Annotated in this window: 37 protein-coding genes; 31 read left to right on the plus strand and 6 right to left on the minus strand. The window is 61.5% G+C overall.

The features are described from left to right. The first annotated feature begins 41 nt into the window (after positions 1–41). From tuf to S6FBBBH3_RS01635, 30 genes are all read left to right on the plus strand, one after another. Positions 42–1232 carry an elongation factor Tu gene (gene tuf / locus S6FBBBH3_RS01490; RefSeq protein WP_120176064.1) on the plus strand — a complete coding sequence of 397 codons (1191 nt, stop codon included), beginning with the start codon at positions 42–44 and terminating at the stop codon, positions 1230–1232. Positions 1233–1348: 116 nt separating this feature from the next. After that, positions 1349–1660 carry a 30S ribosomal protein S10 gene (gene rpsJ, locus S6FBBBH3_RS01495; RefSeq protein WP_005431601.1) on the plus strand — a complete coding sequence of 104 codons (312 nt, stop codon included), beginning with the start codon at positions 1349–1351 and terminating at the stop codon, positions 1658–1660. Positions 1661–1832: 172 nt separating this feature from the next. After that, positions 1833–2477 (plus strand): 50S ribosomal protein L3, encoded by a 645-nt coding sequence (gene rplC / locus S6FBBBH3_RS01500; protein WP_120176080.1) that lies wholly within the window; start codon positions 1833–1835, stop codon positions 2475–2477. A gap of 11 nt (positions 2478–2488) precedes the next feature. Beyond that, positions 2489–3109 carry a 50S ribosomal protein L4 gene (gene rplD / locus S6FBBBH3_RS01505; RefSeq protein WP_120176082.1) on the plus strand — a complete coding sequence of 207 codons (621 nt, stop codon included), beginning with the start codon at positions 2489–2491 and terminating at the stop codon, positions 3107–3109. Further along, positions 3106–3405: a 50S ribosomal protein L23 gene (rplW, locus tag S6FBBBH3_RS01510; RefSeq protein ID WP_120176083.1), complete on the plus strand. Its 300-nt coding sequence runs from the start codon at positions 3106–3108 to the stop codon at positions 3403–3405. The genes rplD and rplW overlap by 4 nt, the downstream gene beginning before the upstream one ends. After that, positions 3405–4232 (plus strand): 50S ribosomal protein L2, encoded by an 828-nt coding sequence (rplB, locus tag S6FBBBH3_RS01515; protein WP_120176085.1) that lies wholly within the window; start codon positions 3405–3407, stop codon positions 4230–4232. The genes rplW and rplB overlap by 1 nt, the downstream gene beginning before the upstream one ends. Positions 4233–4243: 11 nt before the next feature. Continuing rightward, positions 4244–4522 carry a 30S ribosomal protein S19 gene (rpsS, locus tag S6FBBBH3_RS01520; protein WP_120176087.1) on the plus strand — a complete coding sequence of 93 codons (279 nt, stop codon included), beginning with the start codon at positions 4244–4246 and terminating at the stop codon, positions 4520–4522. Then, positions 4523–4864, plus strand: a complete 342-nt coding sequence (gene rplV, locus S6FBBBH3_RS01525) for a 50S ribosomal protein L22 (protein ID WP_005434263.1) — start codon at positions 4523–4525, stop codon at positions 4862–4864. 9 nt (positions 4865–4873) lie between these two features. Then, positions 4874–5659 carry a 30S ribosomal protein S3 gene (gene rpsC, locus S6FBBBH3_RS01530; RefSeq protein WP_120176088.1) on the plus strand — a complete coding sequence of 262 codons (786 nt, stop codon included), beginning with the start codon at positions 4874–4876 and terminating at the stop codon, positions 5657–5659. Between the two features lie 2 nt (positions 5660–5661). After that, positions 5662–6078, plus strand: coding sequence for a 50S ribosomal protein L16 (gene rplP, locus S6FBBBH3_RS01535; protein WP_005434266.1), 417 nt, complete (start codon positions 5662–5664; stop codon positions 6076–6078). A gap of 10 nt (positions 6079–6088) precedes the next feature. Beyond that, a complete protein-coding gene (gene rpmC / locus S6FBBBH3_RS01540; RefSeq protein ID WP_120176090.1) occupies positions 6089–6283 on the plus strand; it encodes a 50S ribosomal protein L29 in 195 nt (64 codons plus the stop codon). Beyond that, on the plus strand, positions 6280–6549 hold the full coding sequence (rpsQ, locus tag S6FBBBH3_RS01545; protein WP_120176092.1) for a 30S ribosomal protein S17: 270 nt from the start codon (positions 6280–6282) through the stop codon (positions 6547–6549). The genes rpmC and rpsQ overlap by 4 nt, the downstream gene beginning before the upstream one ends. A gap of 242 nt (positions 6550–6791) precedes the next feature. After that, on the plus strand, positions 6792–7160 hold the full coding sequence (gene rplN, locus S6FBBBH3_RS01550; protein WP_120176093.1) for a 50S ribosomal protein L14: 369 nt from the start codon (positions 6792–6794) through the stop codon (positions 7158–7160). A gap of 14 nt (positions 7161–7174) precedes the next feature. Then, positions 7175–7498: a 50S ribosomal protein L24 gene (gene rplX / locus S6FBBBH3_RS01555; protein WP_120176095.1), complete on the plus strand. Its 324-nt coding sequence runs from the start codon at positions 7175–7177 to the stop codon at positions 7496–7498. 8 nt (positions 7499–7506) lie between these two features. After that, on the plus strand, positions 7507–8046 hold the full coding sequence (gene rplE / locus S6FBBBH3_RS01560) for a 50S ribosomal protein L5 (RefSeq protein WP_120177778.1): 540 nt from the start codon (positions 7507–7509) through the stop codon (positions 8044–8046). 13 nt (positions 8047–8059) lie between these two features. Beyond that, positions 8060–8365 (plus strand): 30S ribosomal protein S14, encoded by a 306-nt coding sequence (rpsN, locus tag S6FBBBH3_RS01565; RefSeq protein ID WP_120176097.1) that lies wholly within the window; start codon positions 8060–8062, stop codon positions 8363–8365. Between the two features lie 17 nt (positions 8366–8382). Continuing rightward, entirely contained in the window at positions 8383–8778 is a 396-nt protein-coding gene (gene rpsH / locus S6FBBBH3_RS01570; protein WP_120176099.1) for a 30S ribosomal protein S8, read from the plus strand. 15 nt (positions 8779–8793) lie between these two features. Next, positions 8794–9327 (plus strand): 50S ribosomal protein L6, encoded by a 534-nt coding sequence (gene rplF / locus S6FBBBH3_RS01575; protein WP_120176100.1) that lies wholly within the window; start codon positions 8794–8796, stop codon positions 9325–9327. A 15-nt stretch (positions 9328–9342) separates the two neighbouring features. Further along, positions 9343–9711 carry a 50S ribosomal protein L18 gene (gene rplR, locus S6FBBBH3_RS01580; protein WP_120176102.1) on the plus strand — a complete coding sequence of 123 codons (369 nt, stop codon included), beginning with the start codon at positions 9343–9345 and terminating at the stop codon, positions 9709–9711. Positions 9712–9722: 11 nt separating this feature from the next. Next, the gene (gene rpsE, locus S6FBBBH3_RS01585; protein WP_120176104.1) at positions 9723–10244 is read left to right on the plus strand and encodes a 30S ribosomal protein S5; all 522 of its coding nucleotides are present in this window, start codon (positions 9723–9725) and stop codon (positions 10242–10244) included. Positions 10245–10259: 15 nt separating this feature from the next. Beyond that, positions 10260–10442 carry a 50S ribosomal protein L30 gene (gene rpmD / locus S6FBBBH3_RS01590; protein ID WP_120176105.1) on the plus strand — a complete coding sequence of 61 codons (183 nt, stop codon included), beginning with the start codon at positions 10260–10262 and terminating at the stop codon, positions 10440–10442. A 17-nt stretch (positions 10443–10459) separates the two neighbouring features. After that, on the plus strand, positions 10460–10894 hold the full coding sequence (gene rplO / locus S6FBBBH3_RS01595) for a 50S ribosomal protein L15 (RefSeq protein ID WP_120177779.1): 435 nt from the start codon (positions 10460–10462) through the stop codon (positions 10892–10894). Positions 10895–10923: 29 nt separating this feature from the next. Beyond that, positions 10924–12252, plus strand: coding sequence for a preprotein translocase subunit SecY (gene secY / locus S6FBBBH3_RS01600; protein WP_120176106.1), 1329 nt, complete (start codon positions 10924–10926; stop codon positions 12250–12252). Positions 12253–12498: 246 nt separating this feature from the next. Continuing rightward, positions 12499–12612, plus strand: coding sequence for a 50S ribosomal protein L36 (gene rpmJ, locus S6FBBBH3_RS01605; protein ID WP_038006473.1), 114 nt, complete (start codon positions 12499–12501; stop codon positions 12610–12612). A 12-nt stretch (positions 12613–12624) separates the two neighbouring features. Beyond that, positions 12625–12990, plus strand: coding sequence for a 30S ribosomal protein S13 (gene rpsM, locus S6FBBBH3_RS01610; protein WP_120176108.1), 366 nt, complete (start codon positions 12625–12627; stop codon positions 12988–12990). 12 nt (positions 12991–13002) lie between these two features. After that, positions 13003–13410: a 30S ribosomal protein S11 gene (rpsK, locus tag S6FBBBH3_RS01615; protein ID WP_120176110.1), complete on the plus strand. Its 408-nt coding sequence runs from the start codon at positions 13003–13005 to the stop codon at positions 13408–13410. A 100-nt stretch (positions 13411–13510) separates the two neighbouring features. Beyond that, entirely contained in the window at positions 13511–14137 is a 627-nt protein-coding gene (rpsD, locus tag S6FBBBH3_RS01620) for a 30S ribosomal protein S4 (protein ID WP_120176112.1), read from the plus strand. Positions 14138–14387: 250 nt separating this feature from the next. Next, positions 14388–15386 carry a DNA-directed RNA polymerase subunit alpha gene (locus tag S6FBBBH3_RS01625; RefSeq protein WP_120176114.1) on the plus strand — a complete coding sequence of 333 codons (999 nt, stop codon included), beginning with the start codon at positions 14388–14390 and terminating at the stop codon, positions 15384–15386. Between the two features lie 167 nt (positions 15387–15553). Further along, positions 15554–15940, plus strand: coding sequence for a 50S ribosomal protein L17 (rplQ, locus tag S6FBBBH3_RS01630; protein WP_120176116.1), 387 nt, complete (start codon positions 15554–15556; stop codon positions 15938–15940). Between the two features lie 120 nt (positions 15941–16060). After that, positions 16061–16444 carry an RNA-binding S4 domain-containing protein gene (locus S6FBBBH3_RS01635; RefSeq protein ID WP_120176118.1) on the plus strand — a complete coding sequence of 128 codons (384 nt, stop codon included), beginning with the start codon at positions 16061–16063 and terminating at the stop codon, positions 16442–16444. 65 nt (positions 16445–16509) lie between these two features. Here the strand turns inward: S6FBBBH3_RS01635 and hemB are convergent, their stop codons facing one another. The 5 genes from hemB to lptM form a co-directional block, all read right to left on the minus strand. Continuing rightward, on the minus strand, positions 16510–17523 hold the full coding sequence (gene hemB, locus S6FBBBH3_RS01640; protein ID WP_120176119.1) for a porphobilinogen synthase: 1014 nt from the start codon (positions 17521–17523) through the stop codon (positions 16510–16512). 41 nt (positions 17524–17564) lie between these two features. Next, entirely contained in the window at positions 17565–18248 is a 684-nt protein-coding gene (gene yihA, locus S6FBBBH3_RS01645) for a ribosome biogenesis GTP-binding protein YihA/YsxC (protein WP_120176121.1), read from the minus strand. A 257-nt stretch (positions 18249–18505) separates the two neighbouring features. Next, positions 18506–19552, minus strand: coding sequence for a GMP reductase (locus S6FBBBH3_RS01650; RefSeq protein WP_120176123.1), 1047 nt, complete (start codon positions 19550–19552; stop codon positions 18506–18508). Between the two features lie 192 nt (positions 19553–19744). Then, entirely contained in the window at positions 19745–21118 is a 1374-nt protein-coding gene (gene lysA, locus S6FBBBH3_RS01655) for a diaminopimelate decarboxylase (RefSeq protein WP_120176125.1), read from the minus strand. A gap of 28 nt (positions 21119–21146) precedes the next feature. After that, positions 21147–21266 carry an LPS translocon maturation chaperone LptM gene (gene lptM, locus S6FBBBH3_RS11215; RefSeq protein WP_120176127.1) on the minus strand — a complete coding sequence of 40 codons (120 nt, stop codon included), beginning with the start codon at positions 21264–21266 and terminating at the stop codon, positions 21147–21149. A 15-nt stretch (positions 21267–21281) separates the two neighbouring features. Between lptM and cyaY the strand changes: the two genes are divergently transcribed. Further along, positions 21282–21569: an iron donor protein CyaY gene (cyaY, locus tag S6FBBBH3_RS01665; protein ID WP_120176128.1), complete on the plus strand. Its 288-nt coding sequence runs from the start codon at positions 21282–21284 to the stop codon at positions 21567–21569. A 66-nt stretch (positions 21570–21635) separates the two neighbouring features. Here the strand turns inward: cyaY and S6FBBBH3_RS01670 are convergent, their stop codons facing one another. Next, positions 21636–23939 carry a penicillin-binding protein 1A gene (locus S6FBBBH3_RS01670; protein ID WP_232008808.1) on the minus strand — a complete coding sequence of 768 codons (2304 nt, stop codon included), beginning with the start codon at positions 23937–23939 and terminating at the stop codon, positions 21636–21638. Positions 23940–23944 lie beyond the last annotated feature (5 nt).

The following is a 23944-nucleotide window of genomic DNA, read 5'->3' on the forward strand; positions in this document are numbered from 1 at the left end:
AAATACTCAGAGTTTTAACCCCATTACTTTAAGGACCTAAAATGGCCAAGGGTAAGTTTGAACGAACCAAGCCCCACGTTAACGTGGGCACCATCGGTCACGTTGACCATGGCAAGACCACGCTGACCGCTGCGATCACGACGATCCTTTCGTCGCACTTCGGCGGCGAAGCCAAGGCGTACGACCAGATCGACGCGGCTCCTGAAGAAAAGGCCCGCGGTATTACCATCAATACCGCTCACGTCGAATACGAAACGGAAACGCGTCACTACGCGCACGTTGACTGCCCGGGCCACGCCGACTACGTCAAGAACATGATTACCGGTGCCGCCCAGATGGACGGTGCGATCCTCGTGGTCTCGGCTGCCGACGGTCCCATGCCCCAGACGCGCGAACACATCCTGCTCGCCCGTCAGGTCGGCGTTCCCTACATCATCGTCTTCCTGAACAAGTGCGACATGGTCGACGACGAAGAGCTTCTCGAACTCGTTGAAATGGAAGTTCGCGAACTCCTCTCGAAGTACGACTTCCCGGGCGACGACATTCCCATCGTCAAGGGTTCCGCCAAGCTCGCTCTCGAAGGCGACAAGGGCCCCCTCGGCGAACCGGCCATCCTCAAGCTTGCCGAAGTGCTCGACAGCTACATCCCGACGCCGGAACGCGCCGTTGACCTTCCGTTCCTCATGCCGATCGAAGACGTGTTCTCGATCTCCGGTCGCGGTACGGTGGTTACGGGCCGTGTCGAACGCGGCGTGATCTCGGTTGGCGACGAAATCGAAATCGTCGGCATCAAGCCCACGACGAAGACGACCTGCACGGGCGTCGAAATGTTCCGCAAGCTGCTCGACCAGGGTCAGGCCGGCGACAACGTCGGTATCCTTCTCCGCGGTACGAAGCGTGAAGACGTCGAACGCGGCCAGGTTCTTGCCAAGCCCGGTTCGATCACGCCCCACACGCACTTCAAGGGCGAAGTCTACGTCCTGACGAAGGAAGAAGGCGGCCGTCACACCCCGTTCTTCAAGGGCTATCGTCCCCAGTTCTACTTCCGTACGACGGACGTGACGGGTACGATCGAACTGCCGGAAGGCGTTGAAATGGTCATGCCCGGCGACAACATCACGATGACCGTCAAGCTCATCTGCCCGATCGCCATGGAACAGGGCCTCCGCTTCGCCATCCGCGAAGGCGGCCACACCGTCGGTGCCGGCGTCGTTGCCCAGATCATCGAATAAACACGGGTTCGCGCTTAGGCGCAAAAAATCCGGTCGTTTGACTTGATCGACAGAGGGAGCGGGGTTATACTCCGCTCCCTCTGTTCTTTTTTTGTTCTTTTTTCTAGGAAAACGAAATGCAGTCTCAGCGCATTCGCATCCGCCTCAAGGCGTACGACTACAAGTTGATCGATCAGTCGGCTCTTGAAATCGTTGACACCGCCAAGCGCACCGGCGCCGTCGTTCGCGGCCCCGTTCCGCTCCCCACCCGCATCCAGCGTTTCGACATTCTCCGTTCGCCGCACGTCAACAAGACCTCGCGCGACCAGCTCGAAATCCGCACGCACCAGCGTCTCATGGACATCGTTGATCCCACCGACAAGACGGTTGACGCGCTCATGAAGCTCGATCTTCCCGCCGGCGTCGACGTCAAGATCAAGGTCCAGTAATACGATTGATCCCCGGCCGTCCTCAAAAAATACAGCAACTTCAGTTGCATGGGATTTTCAAGACGGCTACAATCGCGCCTTTCTGTCCTGATCCCTTTCCGACTTCAAACGAAAGGGCAAGGATTTTTTTGGAAAACGGTCCCGGCCAATCGCAGCCGGGGTGGAGAAAACAATGAGTGATAAGCTCGGCCTCGTCGGTCGTAAGATCGGCATGACGCGTATTTTCACGGAAGACGGCGTGTCCGTGCCCGTGACCGTGCTCGACGTGTCGAACAACCGTGTCACGATGGTGAAGACGGTCGAAACCGACGGCTACAATGCAATCCAGGTCGCGTTCGGCTCCAAGAAGCCCTCGCGTGTGAGCAAGCCCCTTGCCGGCCATTTTGCCAAGGCCGGCGTCGAAGCGGGTTCGACGCTCAAAGAGTTCCATATCGATGCCGAAAAGGTCGCCGAATTCAAGCCCGGCATGACCCTCTCGTGCGAAATGTTCACGGAAGGCCAGAAGGTCGACGTGACCGGCACGACCATCGGTAAGGGTTTCGCTGGCGCCATCAAGCGCCACCACTTCTCGTCCAACCGCGCTTCCCACGGTAACTCCGTGACGACCCGCGCTCCCGGCTCCATCGGTAACCGCCAGGACCCGGGCCGTGTGTTCCCCGGTAAGCGTATGGCCGGCCATCTGGGCGATGTGCAGCGCACGACTCAGAATCTCGTGATCGCGCGTGTCGACACTGAACGTCAGCTTCTGCTGGTTCGCGGTGCGGTCCCCGGCGCTAAGGGCGGCGAAGTCATCGTCCGTCCGGCTGTTAAGGCGTAAGGAGCGAAACAATGGAACTGAATGTCCTGAACGAGCAGGGTAAGACGGTTGCGGCCGCCGACGCCGTGTTCGGTCGTGAATACAACGAAGCCCTGGTCCACCAGATCGTGGTGGCTTTCCAGGCCAATGCGCGTCTCGGCACGCGCGCTCAGCTCACGCGAGCTGAGGTCCACCACTCCACGAAGAAGCCCTGGCGTCAGAAGGGTACGGGTCGTGCCCGTTCCGGTATGACGTCCTCGCCCGTGTGGCGTGGGGGCGGCCGTGCGTTCCCGAACTCGCCGGTCGAAAACTTCAGCCAGAAGGTCAACAAGAAGATGTTCCGCGCTGCGATGGCTACGATCTACTCGAAGCTCGTCGCCGACGAACGTCTGACGGTTGTCGAAACCATCAAGGCTGATCTCCCGAAGACGAAGGCTTTTGCCGATCAGCTCAAGACGATGGGCCTCAACACGAAGACCCTCATCATCGTCGAAGACGAAGAGCTCAGCGACAACCTCATCCTCGCGTCGCGCAACATGAAGGACGTTCTCGTCGTCCCGCCGCGCTACGCCGATCCGCTCTGCCTCCTTTACTTCGACAAGATCGTTGTCACGAAGGCGGCTGTCGCCCAGATTGAGGAGATGTTGGCATGAACCAGGAACGTCTGATGAAGGTGCTCGTCGGCCCCGTGATCTCTGAAAAGTCCACGATGGTTGCCGAGAAGCACAACCAGGTCTCTTTCGTTGTCGTTCCGAACGCCACGAAGACCGAAGTTAAGGCTGCTGTTGAAATGCTCTTCAACGTGCACGTCAACTCCGTTCAAATTCTTAACCTGAAGGGCAAGCAGAAGCGCTTCGGCCGTTTCATGGGCAAGCGCAACGACGTTCGTAAGGCGATCGTCTCCGTTGCCAAGGGTGAAGAAATCAACTTCGCGCAAGAGGTGAAGTAATGGCTCTCGTCAAACTCAAGCCGACTTCCGCCGGTCGCCGTCACGCGGTCAAGGTTGTCAACAAGGAGCTCCACAAGGGCAAGCCCTGGGCCGCTCTCGTTGAGAAGAAGAATCGCGGCTCGGGCCGTAACAACAACGGCCACATCACCTGCCGCCACAAGGGTGGCGGTGCCAAGCGCGCCTACCGTATCATCGACTTCAAGCGTCAGAAGGACGGCGTGCCCGCCCGCGTCGAACGCATTGAATACGATCCGAACCGTTCCGCCAACATCGCTCTCGTGCTCTACGCCGACGGCGAACGCCGCTACATCATCGCCCCGAAGGGCCTGACGGTCGGCCAGGAAATCATGAACGGCCCGGAATCCCCGATCAAGGTCGGCAACACGCTTCCGCTGCGTAACATCCCGGTCGGTTCGACGATTCACTGCATCGAACTCCTCCCGGGCAAGGGCGCCCAGATGGTTCGTGCCGCCGGTGCTTTCGCTCAGCTCGTCGCTCGCGAAGGCGAATACGCTCAGATTCGTCTGCGCTCCGGTGAAGTCCGTCGCGTTCTCATTGAATGCCGCGCCACGATCGGCACGGTCGGCAATGAAGAAAACAGCCTCCGCGAACTCGGCAAGGCCGGTGCGAAGCGCTGGCGCGGTATCCGTCCGACGGTCCGTGGCGTTGCCATGAACCCGGTCGACCATCCGCACGGCGGCGGCGAAGGCAAGACCGGTACCGGTCGTGCTCCTGTCACGCCTTGGGGTCAGCTCACCAAGGGCTACCGCACCCGCAACAGCAAGCGCACCGATTCCATGATCGTGTCGCGTCGTAACCGCAAGTAAGGGGGCCTTGAATGTCTCGCTCTTTGAAGAAAGGCCCGTTCGTCGACGGGCACCTCATGAAGAAGGTCGAAGCCGCTCAGGCGAGCCGCGACAAGCGTCCGCTCAAGACCTGGTCGCGTCGTTCGACGATTCTTCCGGAATTCATTGGTCTGACCATCGCCGTCCACAACGGCCGTCAGCACGTTCCGGTGTACATCAACGAAAACATGGTCGGCCACAAGCTCGGCGAATTTGCGCTCACGCGCACGTTCAAGGGCCACGCTGCCGGTGACAAGAAGGTGGGTAAGTAAATGGAAACTACTGCTATCGTCCGTGGTGTCCGCCTGTCGGCCCAGAAGGGTCGTTTGGTTGCTGACCTCGTTCGCGGCAAGCCCGTGGACAAGGCCCTCGCCATCCTCACCTTCACGCAGAAGAAGGCCGCGGTCATCATCAAGAAGGCTCTCGAAAGCGCCATCGCGAATGCCGAGCACAATGACGGTGCCGACATCGACACGCTCGTCGTGACCAAGATCCATGTGGAAAAGGCTGCCACGTTGCGCCGTTTCGCCGCTCGCGCCAAGGGCCGCGGCACGCGCATCAACAAGCAGACCAGCCATATCTATATCTCCGTCGGCGACGCGAAAGCTAAGTAAAGGTGTACCATGGGTCAGAAAATTAATCCCACCGGCTTCCGTCTTCCCGTGACGCGCAACTGGACGTCGCGTTGGTACGCGGTTGGCCGCGAATTCTCCCGCACGCTCGGTGAAGACCTCGCTGTCCGCAGCTTCCTCCAGAAGAAGCTTCGCAACGCCAGCGTGAGCCGCATCCTCATCGAACGTCCGGCGAACAACGCTCGCATCACGATCTTCTCGGCTCGTCCCGGTATCGTGATCGGCAAGCAGGGCGCCGACATCGAAGCGCTTAAGGCCGAAGTTCAGAAGATGATGGGCGTGCCCGTTCACGTCAACATCGAAGAAGTTCGTCGTCCCGAACTCGACGCTCAGCTGATCGCCGACGGCATCACGCAGCAGCTCGAAAAGCGCGTCATGTTCCGCCGTGCCATGAAGCGCGCGATGCAGAACGCCATGCGTCTCGGTGCCCTCGGCATCAAGATCATGTCCTCGGGCCGTCTGAACGGCGCCGACATCGCCCGTTCCGAATGGTACCGCGAAGGCCGCGTGCCCCTGCACACGCTTCGCGCGAACATCGACTACGGCTTCTCCGAAGCGCACACGACGTACGGCGTCGTGGGCGTCAAGGTCTGGGTCTACAAGGGCGACAACTTCAACGCCGAAGCCCTCGAAGCTCAGGCTCCCCGTGAAGACCGCCGCAGCCGCCGCCCGGGCGACCGTGCCGGCAAGCCCGGTGCGCGCCGCAACAACGGCCGCCGCAACGAAATGAAGCAGGACCGCCCCGCGCGCAAGCCTGCTGCTAAGGACGGAGAATAACGATGCTGCAACCGAATCGTCGCAAATATCGTAAGGACCAGAAGGGCCGCAACTACGGTCTCGCCACCCGTGGCGCGAACGTTTCGTTCGGTGAATTCGGTCTGAAGACGCTCGAACGCGGCCGCATCACGGCTCGCCAGATCGAAGCTGCCCGTCGCGCCATCACGCGCCACATCAAGCGCGGTGGTCGCGTTTGGATCCGCGTGTTCCCGGACAAGCCCATCTCGAGCAAGCCCGCCGAAGTCCGAATGGGTAACGGTAAGGGTAATCCCGAATACTGGGTCGCGCTCGTTCAGCCGGGCCGCGTGCTCTATGAAATGGACGGGGTTGACGAACAGCTCGCCCGCGAAGCCTTCGCGCTCGCCGCGGCCAAGCTGCCCGTGAAGACCACGTTCGTTGTCCGCCAGATCGGCATGTAAGGAGACGGACATGAACGCTAAGGAAATGCGCGCCAAGGATGAGGCCGCGCTCAAGCAGGAACTCAACGATCTTCTGAAGACGGAATTCAAGCTCCGCATCCAGAAGTCCACCCAGCAGCTCCAGAATACGGCTTCGCTGCGTGCTACGCGTCGTGACATCGCGCGTGCCCGCACGATCCTTACCCAGAAGGCGACCACGAAATGACCGAACAGACCAATGAAGCTCTGACCCGTACCCTCCAGGGCACGGTGACCAGCAGCAAGATGGAAAAGACCGTTACGGTTCTCGTGGAACGTAAGGTCAAGCATCCGCTGTATGGCAAGTACGTTCTCAAGAGCAAGAAGTATCATGCTCATGACGAACTCGGCTGCGGTGAAGGCGACAAGGTCGAAATCGCGGAAACGCGTCCGATGTCCAAGACCAAGTCTTGGGTCGTGACCCGCGTGATTTCGAAGGCCGAAGTGCTTTAATCGCGTCGCGAGCAAAAAAACGCTCAAATCGGTTGCACGATAATTTTTCCTAAGTTATAGTTGCAACCCGTCGCCCGGAAGACCCCTGGTGGTGTTCCGGGCGATGCATTTCTAGGGTTGTGATTGAGCCCGTTTCCCCCGACCCTGCAGTCGGGGCTTCGGAGCGGTCTCGCTTATGACCTTCCTCCCGAAACGGGACCAATACTATCCGCTAATGTGGAATAAGTTGGGATTTTCTAACCATGATTCAGATGCAAAGCCGACTGGACGTCGCCGATAACACCGGTGCGCGTTCGGTGATGTGTATCAAGGTGTTGGGCGGCTCCAAGCGCCGTTATGCCAACATCGGTGACGTCATCAAGGTGACTGTCAAGGAAGCGGCCCCCCGCGGCCGTGTCAAGAAGGGCGAAGTTTACAACGCGGTCGTCGTTCGTACCGCTCACGGTGTTCGCCGCGCGGACGGTTCGTCGATCAACTTCGACGGCAACGCCGCCGTTCTTCTCAACAACAAGCTGGAGCCGATCGGCACCCGCATCTTCGGGCCGGTGACGCGTGAACTGCGTACCGAGCAGTTCATGAAGATCGTGTCGCTTGCTCCTGAAGTTATCTAATTCAAGGAGAAGCGATGCAGCGTATCCGTAAGGGTGACGAAGTCATCGTCATTGCTGGCCGCGACAAGGGCACGAAGGGCACCGTCCTCTCCCGCGTCGATGACCGCCACGTCATTGTCGAAGGCGTTAACGTCGTCAAGAAGTGTGTTCGTCCGAATCCCACCCTCGGCGTGACCGGCGGTATCGTCGACAAGACGATGCCCATCGATCAGTCGAACGTCATGCTGGTCAATCCGGCTACCGGTAAGGGTGACCGCGTCGGCTTCAAGGAAGTCGACGGCAAGAAGGTTCGCGTGTTCAAGTCGAACGGCGCTGTTGTCGGCGCCAAGGCCGAATGAGGGTGACGATGTCGCGTTTTAGTTCTCTTTATCAGGACACGATCGTCCCCGAACTCACCAAGAAGTTCGGCTACAAGACCGTCATGCAGGTTCCCCGCATCACCAAGATCACCCTCAACATGGGTGTCGGTGAAGCCGTGAACGACAAGAAGCTCGTCGACAACGCCGTCGCCGACATGACCAAGATCGCCGGCCAGAAGCCTGTGATCACCCGCACCCGCAAGGCCATCGCGAACTTCAAGATTCGCGAAAACATGCCCATCGGCTGCATGGTCACGCTCCGCGGCGAACGCATGTACGACTTCCTTGACCGTCTCGTTACGGTTGCCTTCCCCCGCGTTCGCGACTTCCGCGGCGTGTCGGGTCGCGCCTTCGACGGCCGCGGCAACTACAACATCGGCCTCAAGGAACAGATCATCTTCCCGGAAATCGAATACGACAAGATCGACGCTCTCCGCGGGATGAACATTTCGATTACCACGACGGCGAAGACCGACGAAGAAGCCAAGGCGCTTCTTGCCGGTTTCAACTTCCCGTTCCGCAACTAAGGGTTGACGCAAAATGGCAAAACTTGCTCTGATTAACCGCGAAGCCAAGCGCGCCGCTACGGTCGCCAAGTTCGCGGCCAAGCGCGCCGCCCTCAAGGCTATTATCAACGACGCTACCCGCTCGATGGAAGAGCGCCTGGAAGCCCGCGCCAAGCTGCAGGCTCTCCCGCGCGACGCGAGCCCGGTCCGCCAGCGCAACCGCTGCGCCCTGACCGGTCGTCCCCGTGGCACGTTCCGCAAGTTCGGTCTGTGCCGCGGCATGATCCGTGATGCCGCCATGCGCGGTGACATTCCCGGCCTTGTCAAGGCCAGCTGGTAAGCGAGGAGATTACAACAATGAGTATGAGTGATCCGATCGCCGACATGCTGACCCGCATCCGCAACGGTCAGATCGTCGACAAGGCCGAAGTGGTCATGCCTTCCTCCAAGCTGAAGGTTGCGATCGCCAAGGTTCTGAAGGATGAAGGCTACATCGATGACTTCGCTGTGGTCGCCGAAAACGGCAAGCCCGAACTTCGTGTTCAGCTCAAGTACTACGCCGGCCGCCCCGTGATCGAACGCCTCGAACGCGTTTCCCGTCCTGGCCTCCGTATCTACAAGAGCTCCGGCGCCATTCCCCAGGTGATGAACGGTCTCGGCATCGCGATCGTTTCCACCCCGAAGGGCGTGATGACCGACCGCGCTGCCCGCGCTGCCGGCATCGGCGGTGAAGTTCTCTGCTACGTCGCCTAAGCCAAGGAGTGTGAAATGAGCCGAATTGCTAAGATTCCCGTTTCCATCGCCAAGGGCGTGACGTACACGCTCACCGAGGAAAACATCTCCGTGAAGGGTCCCGTCGGCGAAGTGTCGATGCACATCCTTCCGAAGGTTGCGATCAAGGAAGAAGACGGTCACCTCCACTTCTCCCAGCTTGATGAATCCCGTGAAGCCAACGCCAACGTCGGTACGATGCGTGCGCTCGTCGCCGACATGGTCAAGGGCTGCTCGGTCGGTTTCGAAAAGAAGCTCCAGCTCGTGGGCGTGGGCTACCGTGCCCAGGCTCAGGGCGACAAGCTCAACCTGTCGCTCGGTTTCTCCCACCCCGTCGTGCACCAGATGCCCGCCGGCGTGAAGGTTGAAACGCCCAGCCAGACCGAAATCGTGATCAAGGGTGCCGACAAGCAGAAGGTCGGTCAGACCGCTGCCGAAGTCCGCGCTTACCGTGCTCCCGAACCCTACAAGGGCAAGGGCGTCCGTTACGCCGACGAAGTCGTCATCATCAAGGAAACCAAGAAGAAGTAATCGGGGCGATTGAAGATGATCAACAAGAAACAAAGCCGCTTGCGCCGCGCGCGTGCCACGCGTGCCCGCATTCTCTTGCAGAAGGTCGATCGCCTGACGGTCCATCGCACCAACCTGCACATTTACGCCAGCATCATTTCCGCGGACAACCGCCGCACCCTGGTTTCGGCCTCGACGCTCGAACCCGAAGTGCGCGCGCAGCTCGCGTCCGTCACGGGCCGCGGCGGCAACATTGCCGCTGCCAAGATCGTTGGTGCCCGTCTTGCCGAAAAGGCGAAGGCCGCCGGTATCGAATCCTGCGCCTTTGACCGTTCCGGCTACCGTTACCATGGCCGTGTCGCCGCGCTCGCTGAAGCCGCGCGCGAAGCCGGCCTCAAGTTCTAAGGCAGGAGCTCATGGCTAAGGTTCAAGCTAAAAACGCTGTGGTCGACGAACAGGACGAAGGCCTGCGTGAAAAGATGATCGCGGTCAACCGCGTCACCAAGGTTGTTAAGGGTGGTCGCATCCTCGCGTTCGCCGCTCTTACGGTTGTCGGCGACGGCGACGGTTCGGTCGGTATGGGTACGGGCAAGTCCCGCGAAGTGCCGCAGTCCGTCTCCAAGGCGATGGAACGTGCCCGTCACACGATGAAGCGCGTCCCGCTCAAGAACGGCACGATTCATCACGCCGTCGAAGGTCGTCACGGCGCTTCCCGCGTCATCATGATGCCCGCCCCCGAAGGCACCGGCGTGATCGCCGGCGGCCCGATGCGCGCCGTTTGCGATGCCGTCGGCATCCGCAACGTCGTTGCCAAGGCTTACGGTTCCACGAACCCCTACAACCTGGTTCGTGCCACTCTGAAGGCTCTCGACAATCTGCGCAGCCCGGCGGAAATCGCCGCCAAGCGCGGTAAGACCGTCGAAGAGCTCCTCGGCTAATCAGGAGACCAAGACATGTCCGAAAAGAAGACCGTTAAGGTTACTCTGGTTAAGAGCCCCATCGGTACGAAGGCGGATCACCGTGCCACGCTCGCTGGCCTGGGCTTGAAGAAGCTCAACCAGTCGCGCGTTCTCGAAGATACGCCCGCCGTGCGCGGCATGATCAACAAGGTTGCGTACCTCGTGCGCGCCGAATGATCGGAAAGGATTCGAAAATGCGTTTGAATACGATCAAGCCCGCTGAGGGCTCGAAGCACGCCCGTCATCGCGTCGGGCGCGGCGTCGGCAGCGGCTGGGGCAAGACCGCCGGTCGCGGCCACAAGGGTCAGAAGTCCCGTGCTGGCGGCTTCCACAAGGTTGGTTTCGAAGGCGGCCAGATGCCGATGTATCGCCGCCTCCCGAAGCGCGGCTTCACGTCGCTTACCCGCAAGTTCTGCGAGGTGGTGCGTCTGTCCGACTTGGAACGTCTGGGCGTTGAAGAAATCGATCTCGCCGTCCTCAAGGACGCCGGCGTCGTTTCCGCTCTCGCTCAGAACGCCCGCGTGATCCTCTCGGGTAGCATCACCCGCAAGGTCACCGTGCGTGGTCTCGGCGTCACCAAGGGTGCCCGCGCTGCCATCGAAGCGGCCGGCGGCGCCATTGCTGACTAAGACTCAAAGCTTCTAAAGAGGACACCGACGTGGCGACCAGCCCCAGCACCAAGCAACAGCAGTCGGGCCTCAGCAAGTACGGCGACCTTAAGGGTCGCCTGATCTTCCTGGCGCTTGCGCTCGTTGTCTACCGTATCGGCGCTCATGTGCCGGTCCCGGGTATTGACCCCGACATGCTCAACCAGCTGTTCAATCAGCAGCAGGGCGGCATTCTCGGGCTGTTCAACATGTTCTCCGGTGGCGCTCTCTCGCGCTTCTCGGTGTTCGCGCTCGGCATCATGCCGTACATCTCTGCATCGATCATCATGCAGATGCTGTCCTACGTGCTGCCGTCGCTTGAAGCGTTGCGTAAAGAAGGCGAATCCGGACGCCGCAAGATCACCCAGTACACCCGTTACGGGACTCTGGCACTGGGTATCTTCCAGGGGTTCGGGATCGCCGTCGCCCTCGAGAGCCAGGCGGGCCTCGTTCTTGATCCCGGAATGCTCTTCCGCATCACGACGACGGTCTCCCTGCTCACGGGGACGATGTTCCTCATGTGGCTCGGTGAGCAGATCACCGAGCGTGGCTTGGGCAACGGTATCTCGATCATCATCTTCGCCGGTATCGTGGCCGGTCTCCCGAACGGGGCCTCTGGTCTCTTCCAGCTGGTTTCGACGGGTGCCATCAGCCCCCTGGCGGCGATCTTCGTGATCGCGATCGTGCTCGCCGTTACCGCTTTCGTCGTCTTCGTCGAACGCGGTCAGCGTCGAATCACCGTCAACTATGCCAAGCGTCAGATCGGCAATCGAATCTACGGCGGCCAGAGCTCGTATCTGCCGCTCAAGATGAACATGTCGGGTGTTATTCCCCCGATCTTTGCTTCGTCGTTGATTCTCTTCCCGGCGACCCTTGCGGGTTGGTTCACGAGCGGGGACTCCACCCGCTGGATCCGTGACCTTGCCGCTTCGCTCTCTCCGGGGCAGCCGCTCTACACGCTCCTTTACGCCGCGCTCATCGTTTTCTTTGCCTACTTCTACACGGCGTTGGTCTTCAACCCGAAGGAAACGGCGGAGAATCTGAAGAAGAGTGGTGCTTTCATCCCGGGCATCCGTCCGGGTGAGCAAACGGCCCGCTACATCGACCGGGTGCTTCTGCGCCTAACGCTCGGCGGTGCCGCCTATCTGGTGTTCGTTTGCCTCGTGCCTGAATTCCTGAACCTTCGTTTCAACGTGCCGTTCTACTTCGGCGGCACCTCGCTGCTCATCGTGGTGGTGGTGACGATGGACTTCATGAGCCAGGTTCAGGCGTACATGATGACGCACCAGTATGAAAGTTTGCTGCGGAAGACCAACTTCCGCGGCCTGGGTCAGAAGTAATTCCGACCCATCGTTAAAAACCCGATGCCCTGTTCCGGCCCGACCGGCCGGAACGGCATGGCGGGATTCCAGGCGGGCGTCCTTCCTTCGGGAATGGCGCCCGATGGTTACCCGAAATCCCGAGCCGAAACATCAGGATGCACTACGTCCCGTTTCGAGTTGCAGGGAACAGAAATTTCGATTAGTATTCTGCGTTTCTGCCATGTGGGCATTGTTATCCGTGCACTCGTGCACGTGGAGATGAGAATGAAGGTTAACGCTTCGGTCAAAAAGATGTGCCGCAAGTGCAAGATCATCAAGCGCAAGGGCGTTGTTCGTGTGATCTGCGCCGACCCGCGTCACAAGCAGCGTCAAGGCTAAAGAGGTAACAGAATGGCTCGTATCGCCGGTATTAACATTCCGCCGCAGCAGCACGCCGAAATCGGTCTCACCGCCATCTATGGCATCGGCCGTTCTCGCGCTCGTGCGATTCTCGATTCTTGCGGTATTGAATATTCCAAGAAGATCAAGGATCTTACTGACGCCGAACTCGAACTCGTCCGTGATGGTGTTTCCAAGTACACGGTCGAAGGCGATCTGCGTCGCGAAATCCAGTTGTCGATCAAGCGTTTGATCGACCTCGGTACCTATCGTGGCATGCGCCACCGTCGCGGTCTTCCCTGCCGCGGCCAGCGTACCCGTACCAATGCTCGCACCCGTAAGGGCCCCCGCAAGGCCGGTGTGACGCTCAAGAAGTAATAAAGGATTACTATGGCTGGCAACAATTCCAAGCAGGCTGCTGGGCAGCGTGCTCGTAAGAAGGTCAAGAAGGTTGTGACGGAAGGCATCGCCCACGTCCACGCTTCCTTCAACAACACGATCATCACGATCACCGACCGCCAGGGCAACGCGATCGCCGCGTCCTCGTCCGGCGCTCAGGGCTTCAAGGGCTCCCGCAAGTCCACGCCGTTCGCCGCTCAGGTTGCGGCCGACGTCGCCGGTAAGGCCGCTCTTGAATACGGTCTCAAGAACGTCGAAGTTCGCATTTGGGGTCCCGGTCCCGGCCGCGAATCGTCCGTGCGCGCCCTTAACGCGCTCGGCATCCGCGTGACGTCGATCCAGGACGTGACGCCGATCCCGCACAACGGCGTTCGCCCCTCCAAGCGTCGTCGCGTCTAATCACTGATTGATTTTCTGTTGTATCCCCGTGTCCACCTGCAAACTGAGGCACGTGGACTGAATGTAGGGATTACCTACAGGATAAAAGAGGCATTTTTAAATGGCACGATATCTCGGTCCTAAGCTCAAGCTTTCGCGCCGCGAAGGCATTGATCTTAATTTGAAGAGCGCCCGTCGTTCGTTTGATTCCAAGGTCAAGGACGTCGGTTCCAAGCCGGGCCAGCACGGTAAGATTTCCGGAGCCCGCATGTCCGACTACGGTAACCAGATGCGTGAAACGCAGAAGGCCAAGCGTATGTACGGTGTGCTCGAACGTCAGTTCCGCCGCTACTTCGCGGAAGCCTCGCGTCTGCGCGGCAACACCGGCGAAAAGCTGTTCCAGCTCCTTGAAAGCCGTCTTGACAACGTCGTTTACCGCATGGGCTTCGGCTCCACGCGCGCCGAAGCGCGTCAGCTGGTCAGCCACGGCGCCATCCTCGTGAACGGCAAGAAGGTGAACATTCCTTCTTACAATGTCAAGGCCGGCGACGTCATCTCCGTGCGTGAAAAGGCCCAGAAGCAGGCCCGCATCGCCGAGGCTCTCGACCTCGCGCAGCAGAACGGCTTCCCGGCCTGGGTTAGCGTCGAACCGAAGAAGTTCGAAGGTACCTTCAAGAACGTTCCGGCCCGCGACGAAGTCGCTCCGGAAATCAACGAAGCCCTCATCATCGAACGCTACTCCCGCTAATTGTCCCGACGGCTCTCGTTCCGCACCGTGTAGTGCGCAGTGCGGAACGATCCGTCTCAGACAATGTCCACAGGCAAAAAACGCGGTCTCCTCCGGAGTCCGCGTTTTTGTCCCTTACGGCGTTGGCATTCGCGAGGCGCTTTCTCCTGAGGCCCCTCCCGAATGCATTACAATGCAGGCGGCCGTCCGTCTGGCCGGTCCAATCCCGCCTTATCGGCGTAACGAACCGAGGGCAAGCAGGAATATCACCATGGCAAGCACCGCTCTTTTGAAGCCCACGATGGTTGACGTCCGTCCGGACGCCGACAACCCCAACCGTGCCGTCATCACGCTCGAACCGTTCGAACGCGGCTACGGCCACACGCTCGGCAATGCGCTCCGTCGCATTCTCCTCGCGTCGATGGTCGGCTACGCTCCCACGGAAGCGCAGATCACGGGCATCGTTCACGAATACTCCCAGATCGACGGCGTCCTCGAAGACGTCGTGGACATCCTCCTCAACCTCAAGGGCGTCGTCTTCAAGCTCGAAGGCCGCGACGAAGTCACCGTCATGCTCCGCAAGGACGGCGAAGGCATCGTCACCGCCGGCGACTTCGACCTCCCCCACGACGTTCAGGTTCTCAACCCCGAACACGTGATCGCTCACCTTTCGGGCGGCCGTCTCGAAATGCAGGTCAAGATCGAGAAGGGTCGCGGCTACCAGCCCGGCGACGTCCGCGGCTTCCGCGACGACTACTCGAAGACCAACATCGGCCGCATCATCATGGACGCGTCCTTCTCGCCGATCCGTCGCGTCGCTTATCAGGTTCAGGCCGCTCGCGTCGCGCAGCGCACCGACCTCGACAAGCTCGAAATGACGATCGAAACGAACGGCGCCATCGGTCCGGAAGAAGCCCTTCGCGAATCCGTGCGCATCCTCCAGGATCAGCTCACGGTCTTCGGTTCGATCCACCCCGACGACGTCACCGTCGAGAAGGAAGAAGAAGCGGCCAACAATCCGCCTCCGATCGATCCGATCCTCCTGCGTCCGGTCGACGACCTCGAACTCACGGTTCGTTCCGCCAACTGCCTGAAGGCCGAGAACATCTACTTCATCGGCGACCTCATCCAGCGCACGGAAAACGAACTGCTCAAGACGCCGAACCTCGGCCGCAAGTCCTTGAACGAAATCAAGGAAGTGCTCGCCGCTCACGGTTTGACGCTCGGCAGCAAGCTCGAAAACTGGCCGCCCGCCAACATCGAACGCTAATCGACCGGAATTCCGGAAGGTTCTTCAAACTTCCGGTTTCGAGTTGAACGCGAAGGCGCAATCGTTTATGATTGCGCCTTTCTTCTTGCTCACCCGACCGCCGTTCGACCGAACGGATAGAAGACACGGGGGCTTTTTTCAAGACTCACTCTTAAGGAATACGAATCATGCGTCATCGTCATGGTCTTCGCAAGCTCAACCGCACGAGCGCCCACCGCCTCGCCATGCTCCGCAACATGATGTGCTCGCTCATCAAGCACGAAGCCATCAAGACCACGCTGCCGAAGGCCAAGGAACTCCGTCGTGTCGTCGAACCGATGATCACGCTCGCCAAGGAACCCACGCTCGCCAACAAGCGCCTCGCTTTCAACCGCCTGCGTGACCGCGAAGTCGTCGTCAAGCTCTTCGACGTCATCGGCCCGCGCTTTGCGAACCGTCAGGGCGGCTACACCCGCATCCTGAAGATGGGCTACCGCGTCGGCGACAACGCCCCCATGGCCTACATGGAACTCACGGAACGCGCCGAAAAGGCCGAAGAAGTCACCGCCGAATAATTTCGACGCGTAACTTCCGCTGCGGGCGGACGCTTCTTCCGAGGAGCCCCCGTCCGCCGTTACCTGAAAAGCCCGGTCCCGCGATCGGGCTTTTTTCTTAGCCGGAACACGGAGGAAGTCATGGATGCCATGCGTATCGACAAGTGGCTGTGGGCGGCGCGGTTTTTCAAAACCCGCTCCCTCGCCCAGGAAGAGGTCGGCCTCGGGCGCGTGCTTATAGCCGGTCAGCGTGCGAAACCCTCGCGCGACGTGCGCGTCGGGGACCGCCTTGAAATTCGCCGCGGCGACGAGGTGTTCGTCGTCTACGTCGAAGCCCTCTCCAATCAGCGCGGACCCGCCGAAGCCGCCCGAAAGCTCTACCGCGAAACGGAGGAAAGCCTTCAGGCGCGCGAAGCCGCCAAGGAGCGCCGCCAGATCGCCTTCGAACCTGCGTCGACCATCCGACACGGTCGCCCCACGAAGCGCGAAGGTCGCGAACTGCGTCGCCTTCGCGAAGGCTTCTGAGGCCTTGCGCAAAACGAAAAAGCCCCGCTCGCAGGCGGGGCTTTTCCTCATTCGAGGGCGGTCGGTCAGTAGCTGTAGCCTTCCTTGATCCAACGCGCGACGTCGAGGGCGTAGTACGTGAGGATGCCGTCGGCACCCGCACGCTTGAAGCAGACCATCGTTTCGTAGACGATCTTCTTTTCGTCGATGGCGCCCGCCATGGCGGCGAACTTGATCATCGCGTATTCGCCCGAGACGTGGTAGGCGAAGGTCGGGGCCTTGAACTCTTCCTTCACGCGCCAGAGGACGTCGAGGTAGGGAACGCCCGGCTTCACCATCACCATGTCGGCGCCTTCGGCGAGGTCGAGACCCACTTCCCAGAGCGCTTCGTCGCCGTTGGCGGGGTCCTGCTGGTAGACCGCCTTGTTCGACTTGCCGAGGTTCGAGGAGGACCCCACGGCGTCGCGGAAGGGACCGTAGTAGCAGGAGGCGTACTTGGCCGAATAGGCCATGATGCGCGTGTGGATGAGACCTTCCTTTTCAAGGCGGTCGCGGATGATGCCGATGCGCCCGTCCATCATGTCGCTCGGAGCGACGACGTCGGCGCCCGCGCGGGCCTGAGCGAGAACCTGCTCGACGAGCACTTCGATCGTTTCGTCGTTGAGGATGTAGCCCGTTTCGTCGATGAGACCGTCCTGACCGTGCGTCGTGTAGGGGTCGAGCGCCACGTCGCACATGATGCCGAGCTGCGGATAGGCGGCTTTGAGGGCCTTCACGGCGCGCGGAATGAGACCGTCGGGGTTGGCGGCTTCGCGACCGTCGGGGGTCTTCAGGTCGTCTTCGATGTGCGGGAAGAGCGCGAGCATCGGAATGCCGTATTCGACGCATTCGCCCGCGACCTTGAGGAGTTCGTCGATCGTCAGACGGTCGACGCCCGGCATCGAGGGAACGGGTTCGCGACGGGACGTACCTTCCATCACGAAGACGGGCAGGATGAGGTCGTTGGCCGTCAGCACGTTTTCGCGCATGAGGCGGCGGGAAAAGTCGTCGTGACGCATGCGACGCATGCGCACGCTCGGATATGCACCAAGAGTCTGCATTTCAGTTACCTCAGGAGATTCAGGGGTCTCCGCTAAAAAAATCAGTCGTTTTTTTCGGGGGTCGCGTTCGCGCTCGGGGTTTCGACTTCGGGCGCGGGTTCGCGCAGGCCGAGCCAGAGTTCGAGCCGTTCGGCGAGCTCCGCGGTCCCCTCTTTCTTGAGGCCCGAGAAGAGCTGCACCGTGACGTGAGGACCGATTTCGCGCGCCCGGGCTTCGGCTTCCCGCAGCACCTTGCGTCGTTCCATGGTCTTCAGCTGATCGGCCTTGTTAAGGAGCCAGTGCATCTTCACGCCCGGGCGTGCCTTCATGAATTCGATCAGCCACTCGTCGGTCGGCATGAAGGGACGGCGCGCGTCCATGACGATCACGAGGCCCGTCAACGCTTCGCGTCGCGCGATGTACCCGCCCACGAGGTCGGACCACGTGCGGCGCGTGTCTTCGCTCGCCTTGGCAAAGCCGTAACCCGGCAGGTCGACGAGGTGACCGACCGTTTCACGGCCGCCCTCCTCGGCTCGGCGCGTGAGCCCGAAGAAGTTGATGAGTTGCGTGCGACCCGGGGTCTTGCTCGCGAAAGCCAGTCGCGTCTTTCGGGTCAGCACGTTGATCGTCGTCGATTTGCCGGCGTTGGATCGGCCGGCAAAAGCGATTTCGGGCGCGTCCCCCCGCGGCAGGCCGGAAAGCTTGGCGGCGGAAATCACAAACTGGGCGGTGTCGAAAATGCTCACGTTGATCTCTGGATTCGTACGATGGAGTCGTCGGCGAACGAAGCCCCGCGGGTAACGTTACCCGCCGAAGCTTACTCGGCCGTTAATCGGTTCGGCGTGCGGGCGGAATTCGCATTCGCGGACCCGCACCCGGTTGCAATCTTTCCACATCCTAAAACAAGAACGCCCCGCCGAGGGGTGCGACCCCTTCCTGCGGGACGTTCGTCGGGCGGGCGACGGATGCGGTCGTCGCCTCGCCTCGTCGGAAACGCGCGGACTCAGCTACCGCTCGAACCGAAGACGTCGTTCGTCTGCATGCCGACGCGAACGAAGGTCGTGCGCATCGTGAGCTCCTTGAGGCGACGCGCGCCCACGTAGGTGCAGGCGGAGCGCACGCCCCCGAGGATCCCCTGAACGGTCGCGTCCACCGGACCGCGGGCGGGAATGAGAACGGCTTTGCCTTCCGCCGCTCGGTAGGCGGCGACGCCCCCGGCGTACTTGTCCATGGCGTTCTTCGAGCTCATCCCGTAGAAGCGCTTGAAGACCTTCCCGTTTTCTTCCACGGTTTCGCCGCCCGCTTCGTCGTGGCCGGCGAGCATCCCGCCCAGCATCACCCAGTCGGCGCCGCCCCCGAAGGCCTTGGCGATGTCGCCCGGGACCGTGCAGCCGCCGTCAGCGCAGATGCGCCCGCCCAAGCCGTGGGCGGCGTCCGCGCATTCGATCACGGCGGAAAGCTGCGGGTAGCCCACGCCCGTCATCTTGCGGGTCGTGCAGACGGAGCCCGGGCCGATGCCGACCTTGACGATGTCGGCTCCGGCAAGAAGAAGCTCTTCGGTCATGTCGCCCGTGACGACGTTGCCCGCCATGATGACGACGTTCGGATACGCTTCGCGGACCTTCTTCACGAAGGCAACGAACGCTTCGGTGTAGCCGTTCGCGACGTCGATGCAGACGTATTCGACGGCGTTCTCGGAGCGCGTCATCACGTCGCGGAACTTCTGCCAGTCGTGTTCGCCGATGCCGAGCGAATAGAAGGCCGTGTGCTTCTCTTTGAGGTTGCGGAAAAAGTCCACGTAGGTGTCGGCGTCGTAGTGCTTGTGCAGCGCCGTCGAGAGGCCGTACGCGGCGAGCGCGCGCGCCATTTCGAGCGTGCCCGTCGTATCCATGTTGGCGGCGACGATCGGAATGCCGTGGTAGCGCACGGGCGAGTGGAGGAACTTGAATTCCCGCGTGATATCGACCTCGCTGCGACTCGTGAGGGTGGAGCGCTTCGGACGGATGAGCACGTCCTTGAAGTCCAGACGGAGCGTATTTTCGATATGCATGTCAATCTCGCAAAGTGAATGCCGTTCTCGGCGCGTGCGCAACCGACGGCCACAAAAAACGCCGGACGTCTCGGCAGACGTTCGGCGTTAATGAATTGTAGGAGAAAATCAACGGGTTGTGGGTCGGGGCGCGTGCAAAAAAGTTCGGCCTGTTTGAGCGTGCCCCTCCCCTCCTTTTCCCGTCGACGCCCGTCAGCGGGCGGCGTTGAGGAACGCAAGCCGCACGCGGTTCACGCGTTCGAACGCTTCTTCGTCGAGCGGCCCCTGCTTCGCGCACTCGGGAGCGCGTTCCGCGGCGAAGAGTTCGAGGACGTCCTGACGTTCGCGAAGGGTCGTCGGGAGTCCCTTTTCGATCATGACTTCGGCGGGCAGCGGCCGGGAATTGTAGTTCGAGGCCATGGACATGCCGTAGGCGCCCGCCGTGCAAACGGCGAGCACGTCGCCCGCGGCGACTTCGATCTCGCGGCGGCTCCCGAGCCAGTCGCTCGACTCGCACACCGGCCCCACGATGTTGACGGGCTTGGCGCCCGCTCGGGCGGGGTGCGCCACGGGTTCGATCCGGTGCCAGGCGTCGTAGAGGGTGGGTCGAATGAGTTCCGTCATCGACGCGTCGACGATGCAACAGTCCGCGTCGGCTTCCATGGGCTTCACGTATTCGACGGTTGTGAGGAGCACCCCCGCTTCGGCGACGATCGAGCGGCCGGGCTCGATCAGGATTTCGACGGGGTAAGGCGCCTTTTCCTTCGTGAGCGCCGCAAGGCGCTCGACGAGCGCTTCCGGGGCGAGCTCGGGATCGCCCACGCGGTAGGCCACCGCCGCACCGCCCCCGAAGTCGACGTGCGCGACGCGAATGCCGTCCGCGTCGAGTTCGCGCAGAAGCGCGAAGAGCACTTCGGTCATTTCTTCGTAGGGTCGGGGGTCGGAGACCTGGCTGCCGATGTGGCAGGAGATCCCTTCGACGCGCAGGTTCGCGAGCTCTGCCGCGCGACGGTACGCGTCTTTCACGTCGCGAAGCGCGATGCCGAACTTCGCCGATTTGAGGCCCGTGGCGATGCGCGCGTTCGTGTGCGGGTCGACGTCCGGATTGACGCGCATCGAGACGGGCGCGACGACGCCGAGCTCTCGGGCGACGGCGTCGATGCGCTCGAGTTCGGCGAGGCTCTCGACGTTGAAGCAGCGAATGCCCGCCGCAAGGCCGGCCGCGATGTCGGATCGGGTTTTGCCCACGCCCGAAAAGACGATCCGCTTCGGGTCGCCCCCGGCGTGCAGAACGCGCATGAGTTCGCCCTGGCTCACGATGTCGAACCCCGCCCCTTCGGCGGCGAGAAGCCCCAGCACGCCCATGGTGCTGTTGGCTTTGGCGGCGTAGCAGACGAGATGCGCCGTGTCGCCGAAGGCCGCGTCGTAGCGGCGGTACTTTTCACGGATGAGTTCGGACGAATACACGTACGTGGGCGTCGCATGAAGGCGCGCGACTTCGGAAAGCGGGAAGCCGTCGCAGCAGAGTTCGCCGTCGATGCGCTCAAAGCCCGTACGGCGTGCGACGGTGTCGGCAGTGGTGTTCATGGCGGAAAGAAAAAAGAGAGGGAGTGCGTTAGAAGAAGGCCGACAGGAAGCTCGAAGCTTCGGGAAGATAGAGATCTCCCTTGAGGCCGCAGCCTGAGATAATGCCCGTAAGGGCGGCAAGCGCCCCGATGATCATGAATTTGCGCATGGGAAGAGTTCCTTCATGGATGAAACGAAGTTTCTCGAGCTCGCGGACGCCGAGCTCAACCGCCTTCAGGATGCGATCGAATCCGAAAGCGACGACGCGGAGTGCACGCGCAGCGGCAACGTGCTCTCCATTGTGACCGACGACGGCCCCGAGGTGGTCGTCAACATTCAAACGCCGATGCGTGAGATTTGGTTGGCGAGCCTTCGCGGAGGGTATCACTTCCGCTTGGAGGGCGGCGTCTGGAAGGAGCGCCGCACGGGCGAAACGCTCGAAGCGCGTTTGCGCGCGGCGATGAAGCCCTGAGGAGCCTTGGACGAAATCTTTGAGGAAAACGGCCGCCCCCTTTCGGGGAGCGGCCGATTTCGTACGTCAGAAGATTTGATCCCGCACGAGATCGCGGGTTTCCGCGTCGCCGCTCGCGCCGAGGAGTCCCTCGGTGCCGCCCTTCACCGGATCGCGGTAAAAGAGCTCGCCGTCGCGCTCGATCACGGTTTCGGGTTGGACGCGCACGGCTTCGGGTTCGTCCTTGAGCGCGGCCTTCATGAAGTCGATCCAGATCGGCAGCACGAGACCGCCCCCGGTTTCCCGAGCCCCGAGCGGACGGGGCGTGTCGTAGCCCATCCAGCCCACGGCCACCGTGTTGCCCGCGTAGCCGCAGAACCAGGCGTCGTGGCTGTCGTTGCTCGTACCCGTTTTGCCCGCGATGTCGTCGCGCTTCAGAAGACGCGTCGCGCGCGCGGCGGTGCCGCGAACGGCCACGCCGTGCAGGAGCGAATTCATGATGTAGGCGTTGCGCTCGTCGATCGCGCGGATCGATTCGTCGCCCGCCTGACGGTTCGTAGCCTGCATGAGGGTGCGGCCGTCCGCATCGGTCACGCGGTCGATGAGGTAGGGCTGCACGCGGTAGCCGCCGTTGGCGAACACCATGTAGCCGCCGAGCATCTGCCAGGGCGTGACGCTGCCCGCGCCGAGCGCCATCGGGAGGTTGGCCGGGTGGTTCTCGGGCGCGAAGCCGAACTTCGTCACGTACTCCTGCGCGTAGGCCGGCGTGATCGCCTGCATGACGCGAATCGTCACGAGGTTCTTCGACTTTTCAAGCGCCTTCCGCAGGGGCATCGGCCCGTCGAAGCGCCCGTCGTAGTTCTTCGGCTCCCAGAGGCGGTTGCCCGTCAATTTCGGGTCGATCGAAATCGGCGCGTCGTTGACGATGGTCGTGGGCGAAAAGCCCTTGTCGAGCGCCGCCGAGTAGATGAAGGGCTTGAAGCTCGAACCGGGCTGACGCCAGGCCTGCGTCACGTGGTTGAACATGTTGAGGTTGAAGTCGAACCCTCCGACGAGCGCGCGCACGGCACCCGTGTTGTAGTCGGCGGCGACGAACGCCGTTTCGACCTGCGGCACCTGGGCGAGCGTCCACTGTTCGTTCTTCTTCCCGCTGCGCATCACGCGGATGATCGAGCCCGGTCGCAGGGGCGTGATGTTCTTCGCGGGCTTGGCCGCGAGATGGCGCCGACCGAACTTGAGGCTTTCCTTGTCGAGCGTGACGGTGATGCTCGGCGAAATGGCGGCGACGACGTGCTTCGAGTCGGCTTCGAGGACGACCGCGGGGAGCATGAAGGGCGAGGACGCCGTTTTCGAGAGCGCCGTGCGGATCGCCTTGGCGCGCTCTTCGGGCTTCGAAATGTCGACGAACCCCTCGGGACCGCGGTAGCCGTACTTGCGGTCGTAGGCGATCAGGTGACGGCGCACGGCCTCGACGGCCGCGTTCTGTTCGTCGGTGCGGATGGTGGTGTAGACGTTGATGCCGCGCGAATAGGTTTCGTCCTTGAAGATGTCGTAGACGAGCATGCGGGCGAGCTCGGCCGCATAGTGCGCGCTCACGCGGTCGTTTTTCAGGTTGCGCGCGATCTGCTCCTCTTCGGTGGCGGCGCGGCGCGTCTGCATCGGCTGGCTCTTTTCGGTGACGTACGTGAGCTCGTCGATGTAGCCGAGGTCGTACATGCGACGTAGCACGTAGTTCTTGCGCATCGTGGCGCGCGTCGGATTGACGATCGGGTTGTAGGCCGAGGGCGCGACCGGAAGACCGGCGAGCGTCGCCGCCTCGCCCACGGAAAGCTCCGCAAGCGACCGGCCGAAGTACGTGCGCGCGGCGCTCGCAAAGCCGTAGGAGCGCTGCCCGAGGTAAATCTGGTTGAGATAGATTTCGAGGATTTCGTCCTTCGTGAGCTGCTGCTCGATCTTGAAGGACATGGCGATTTCGTAGAGCTTGCGGGTGTAGGTGCGCTCCGAGGAGAGGAAGAAGTTGCGCGCCACCTGCTGCGTGATGGTCGAGCCCCCCTGACCGCGGCGGCCCGTGAGCACGTTGATGATCGCCGCACGGGCGATCCCCGTGATTTCAATCCCGGGGTGCTCGTAAAAGCCCGCGTCCTCGGCGGCGAGGATGGCGTTTTTCACGTAGGGCGGAATGTCTTTGAGACGCACGAAGTCGCGACGCTCTTCGCCGAACTCGCCGATGAGCTTGCCGTCCGCGCTCCAGACGCGCAACGGCACCTTCGGACGGTAGTCCGTCAGGGTGTCGATCGGGGGGAGCTGACGGTAGATGAAGGCAAAAACAAAAACGGCGAGCAGGATTCCGGAAAGAACCCCCGCCGCCGAGATGCCGAGAAACCACTTCATGAAAG

This window comes from Sutterella megalosphaeroides (assembly GCF_003609995.1).
Taxonomy (GTDB): Bacteria; Pseudomonadota; Gammaproteobacteria; order Burkholderiales; family Burkholderiaceae_F; genus Sutterella; species Sutterella megalosphaeroides.

Coding starts and splice junctions, on each gene's coding strand:
- tuf (WP_120176064.1), top strand. CDS start 42: ATGGCCAAGGGTAAGTTTGAACGAACCAAGCCCCACGTTAACGTGGGC.
- rpsJ (WP_005431601.1), top strand. CDS start 1,349: ATGCAGTCTCAGCGCATTCGCATCCGCCTCAAGGCGTACGACTACAAG.
- rplC (WP_120176080.1), top strand. CDS start 1,833: ATGAGTGATAAGCTCGGCCTCGTCGGTCGTAAGATCGGCATGACGCGT.
- rplD (WP_120176082.1), top strand. CDS start 2,489: ATGGAACTGAATGTCCTGAACGAGCAGGGTAAGACGGTTGCGGCCGCC.
- rplW (WP_120176083.1), top strand. CDS start 3,106: ATGAACCAGGAACGTCTGATGAAGGTGCTCGTCGGCCCCGTGATCTCT.
- rplB (WP_120176085.1), top strand. CDS start 3,405: ATGGCTCTCGTCAAACTCAAGCCGACTTCCGCCGGTCGCCGTCACGCG.
- rpsS (WP_120176087.1), top strand. CDS start 4,244: ATGTCTCGCTCTTTGAAGAAAGGCCCGTTCGTCGACGGGCACCTCATG.
- rplV (WP_005434263.1), top strand. CDS start 4,523: ATGGAAACTACTGCTATCGTCCGTGGTGTCCGCCTGTCGGCCCAGAAG.
- rpsC (WP_120176088.1), top strand. CDS start 4,874: ATGGGTCAGAAAATTAATCCCACCGGCTTCCGTCTTCCCGTGACGCGC.
- rplP (WP_005434266.1), top strand. CDS start 5,662: ATGCTGCAACCGAATCGTCGCAAATATCGTAAGGACCAGAAGGGCCGC.
- rpmC (WP_120176090.1), top strand. CDS start 6,089: ATGAACGCTAAGGAAATGCGCGCCAAGGATGAGGCCGCGCTCAAGCAG.
- rpsQ (WP_120176092.1), top strand. CDS start 6,280: ATGACCGAACAGACCAATGAAGCTCTGACCCGTACCCTCCAGGGCACG.
- rplN (WP_120176093.1), top strand. CDS start 6,792: ATGATTCAGATGCAAAGCCGACTGGACGTCGCCGATAACACCGGTGCG.
- rplX (WP_120176095.1), top strand. CDS start 7,175: ATGCAGCGTATCCGTAAGGGTGACGAAGTCATCGTCATTGCTGGCCGC.
- rplE (WP_120177778.1), top strand. CDS start 7,507: ATGTCGCGTTTTAGTTCTCTTTATCAGGACACGATCGTCCCCGAACTC.
- rpsN (WP_120176097.1), top strand. CDS start 8,060: ATGGCAAAACTTGCTCTGATTAACCGCGAAGCCAAGCGCGCCGCTACG.
- rpsH (WP_120176099.1), top strand. CDS start 8,383: ATGAGTATGAGTGATCCGATCGCCGACATGCTGACCCGCATCCGCAAC.
- rplF (WP_120176100.1), top strand. CDS start 8,794: ATGAGCCGAATTGCTAAGATTCCCGTTTCCATCGCCAAGGGCGTGACG.
- rplR (WP_120176102.1), top strand. CDS start 9,343: ATGATCAACAAGAAACAAAGCCGCTTGCGCCGCGCGCGTGCCACGCGT.
- rpsE (WP_120176104.1), top strand. CDS start 9,723: ATGGCTAAGGTTCAAGCTAAAAACGCTGTGGTCGACGAACAGGACGAA.
- rpmD (WP_120176105.1), top strand. CDS start 10,260: ATGTCCGAAAAGAAGACCGTTAAGGTTACTCTGGTTAAGAGCCCCATC.
- rplO (WP_120177779.1), top strand. CDS start 10,460: ATGCGTTTGAATACGATCAAGCCCGCTGAGGGCTCGAAGCACGCCCGT.
- rpmJ (WP_038006473.1), top strand. CDS start 12,499: ATGAAGGTTAACGCTTCGGTCAAAAAGATGTGCCGCAAGTGCAAGATC.
- rpsM (WP_120176108.1), top strand. CDS start 12,625: ATGGCTCGTATCGCCGGTATTAACATTCCGCCGCAGCAGCACGCCGAA.
- rpsK (WP_120176110.1), top strand. CDS start 13,003: ATGGCTGGCAACAATTCCAAGCAGGCTGCTGGGCAGCGTGCTCGTAAG.
- rpsD (WP_120176112.1), top strand. CDS start 13,511: ATGGCACGATATCTCGGTCCTAAGCTCAAGCTTTCGCGCCGCGAAGGC.
- S6FBBBH3_RS01625 (WP_120176114.1), top strand. CDS start 14,388: ATGGCAAGCACCGCTCTTTTGAAGCCCACGATGGTTGACGTCCGTCCG.
- rplQ (WP_120176116.1), top strand. CDS start 15,554: ATGCGTCATCGTCATGGTCTTCGCAAGCTCAACCGCACGAGCGCCCAC.
- S6FBBBH3_RS01635 (WP_120176118.1), top strand. CDS start 16,061: ATGGATGCCATGCGTATCGACAAGTGGCTGTGGGCGGCGCGGTTTTTC.
- hemB (WP_120176119.1), bottom strand. CDS start 17,523: ATGCAGACTCTTGGTGCATATCCGAGCGTGCGCATGCGTCGCATGCGT.
- S6FBBBH3_RS01650 (WP_120176123.1), bottom strand. CDS start 19,552: ATGCATATCGAAAATACGCTCCGTCTGGACTTCAAGGACGTGCTCATC.
- lysA (WP_120176125.1), bottom strand. CDS start 21,118: ATGAACACCACTGCCGACACCGTCGCACGCCGTACGGGCTTTGAGCGC.
- lptM (WP_120176127.1), bottom strand. CDS start 21,266: ATGCGCAAATTCATGATCATCGGGGCGCTTGCCGCCCTTACGGGCATT.
- cyaY (WP_120176128.1), top strand. CDS start 21,282: ATGGATGAAACGAAGTTTCTCGAGCTCGCGGACGCCGAGCTCAACCGC.
- S6FBBBH3_RS01670 (WP_232008808.1), bottom strand. CDS start 23,939: ATGAAGTGGTTTCTCGGCATCTCGGCGGCGGGGGTTCTTTCCGGAATC.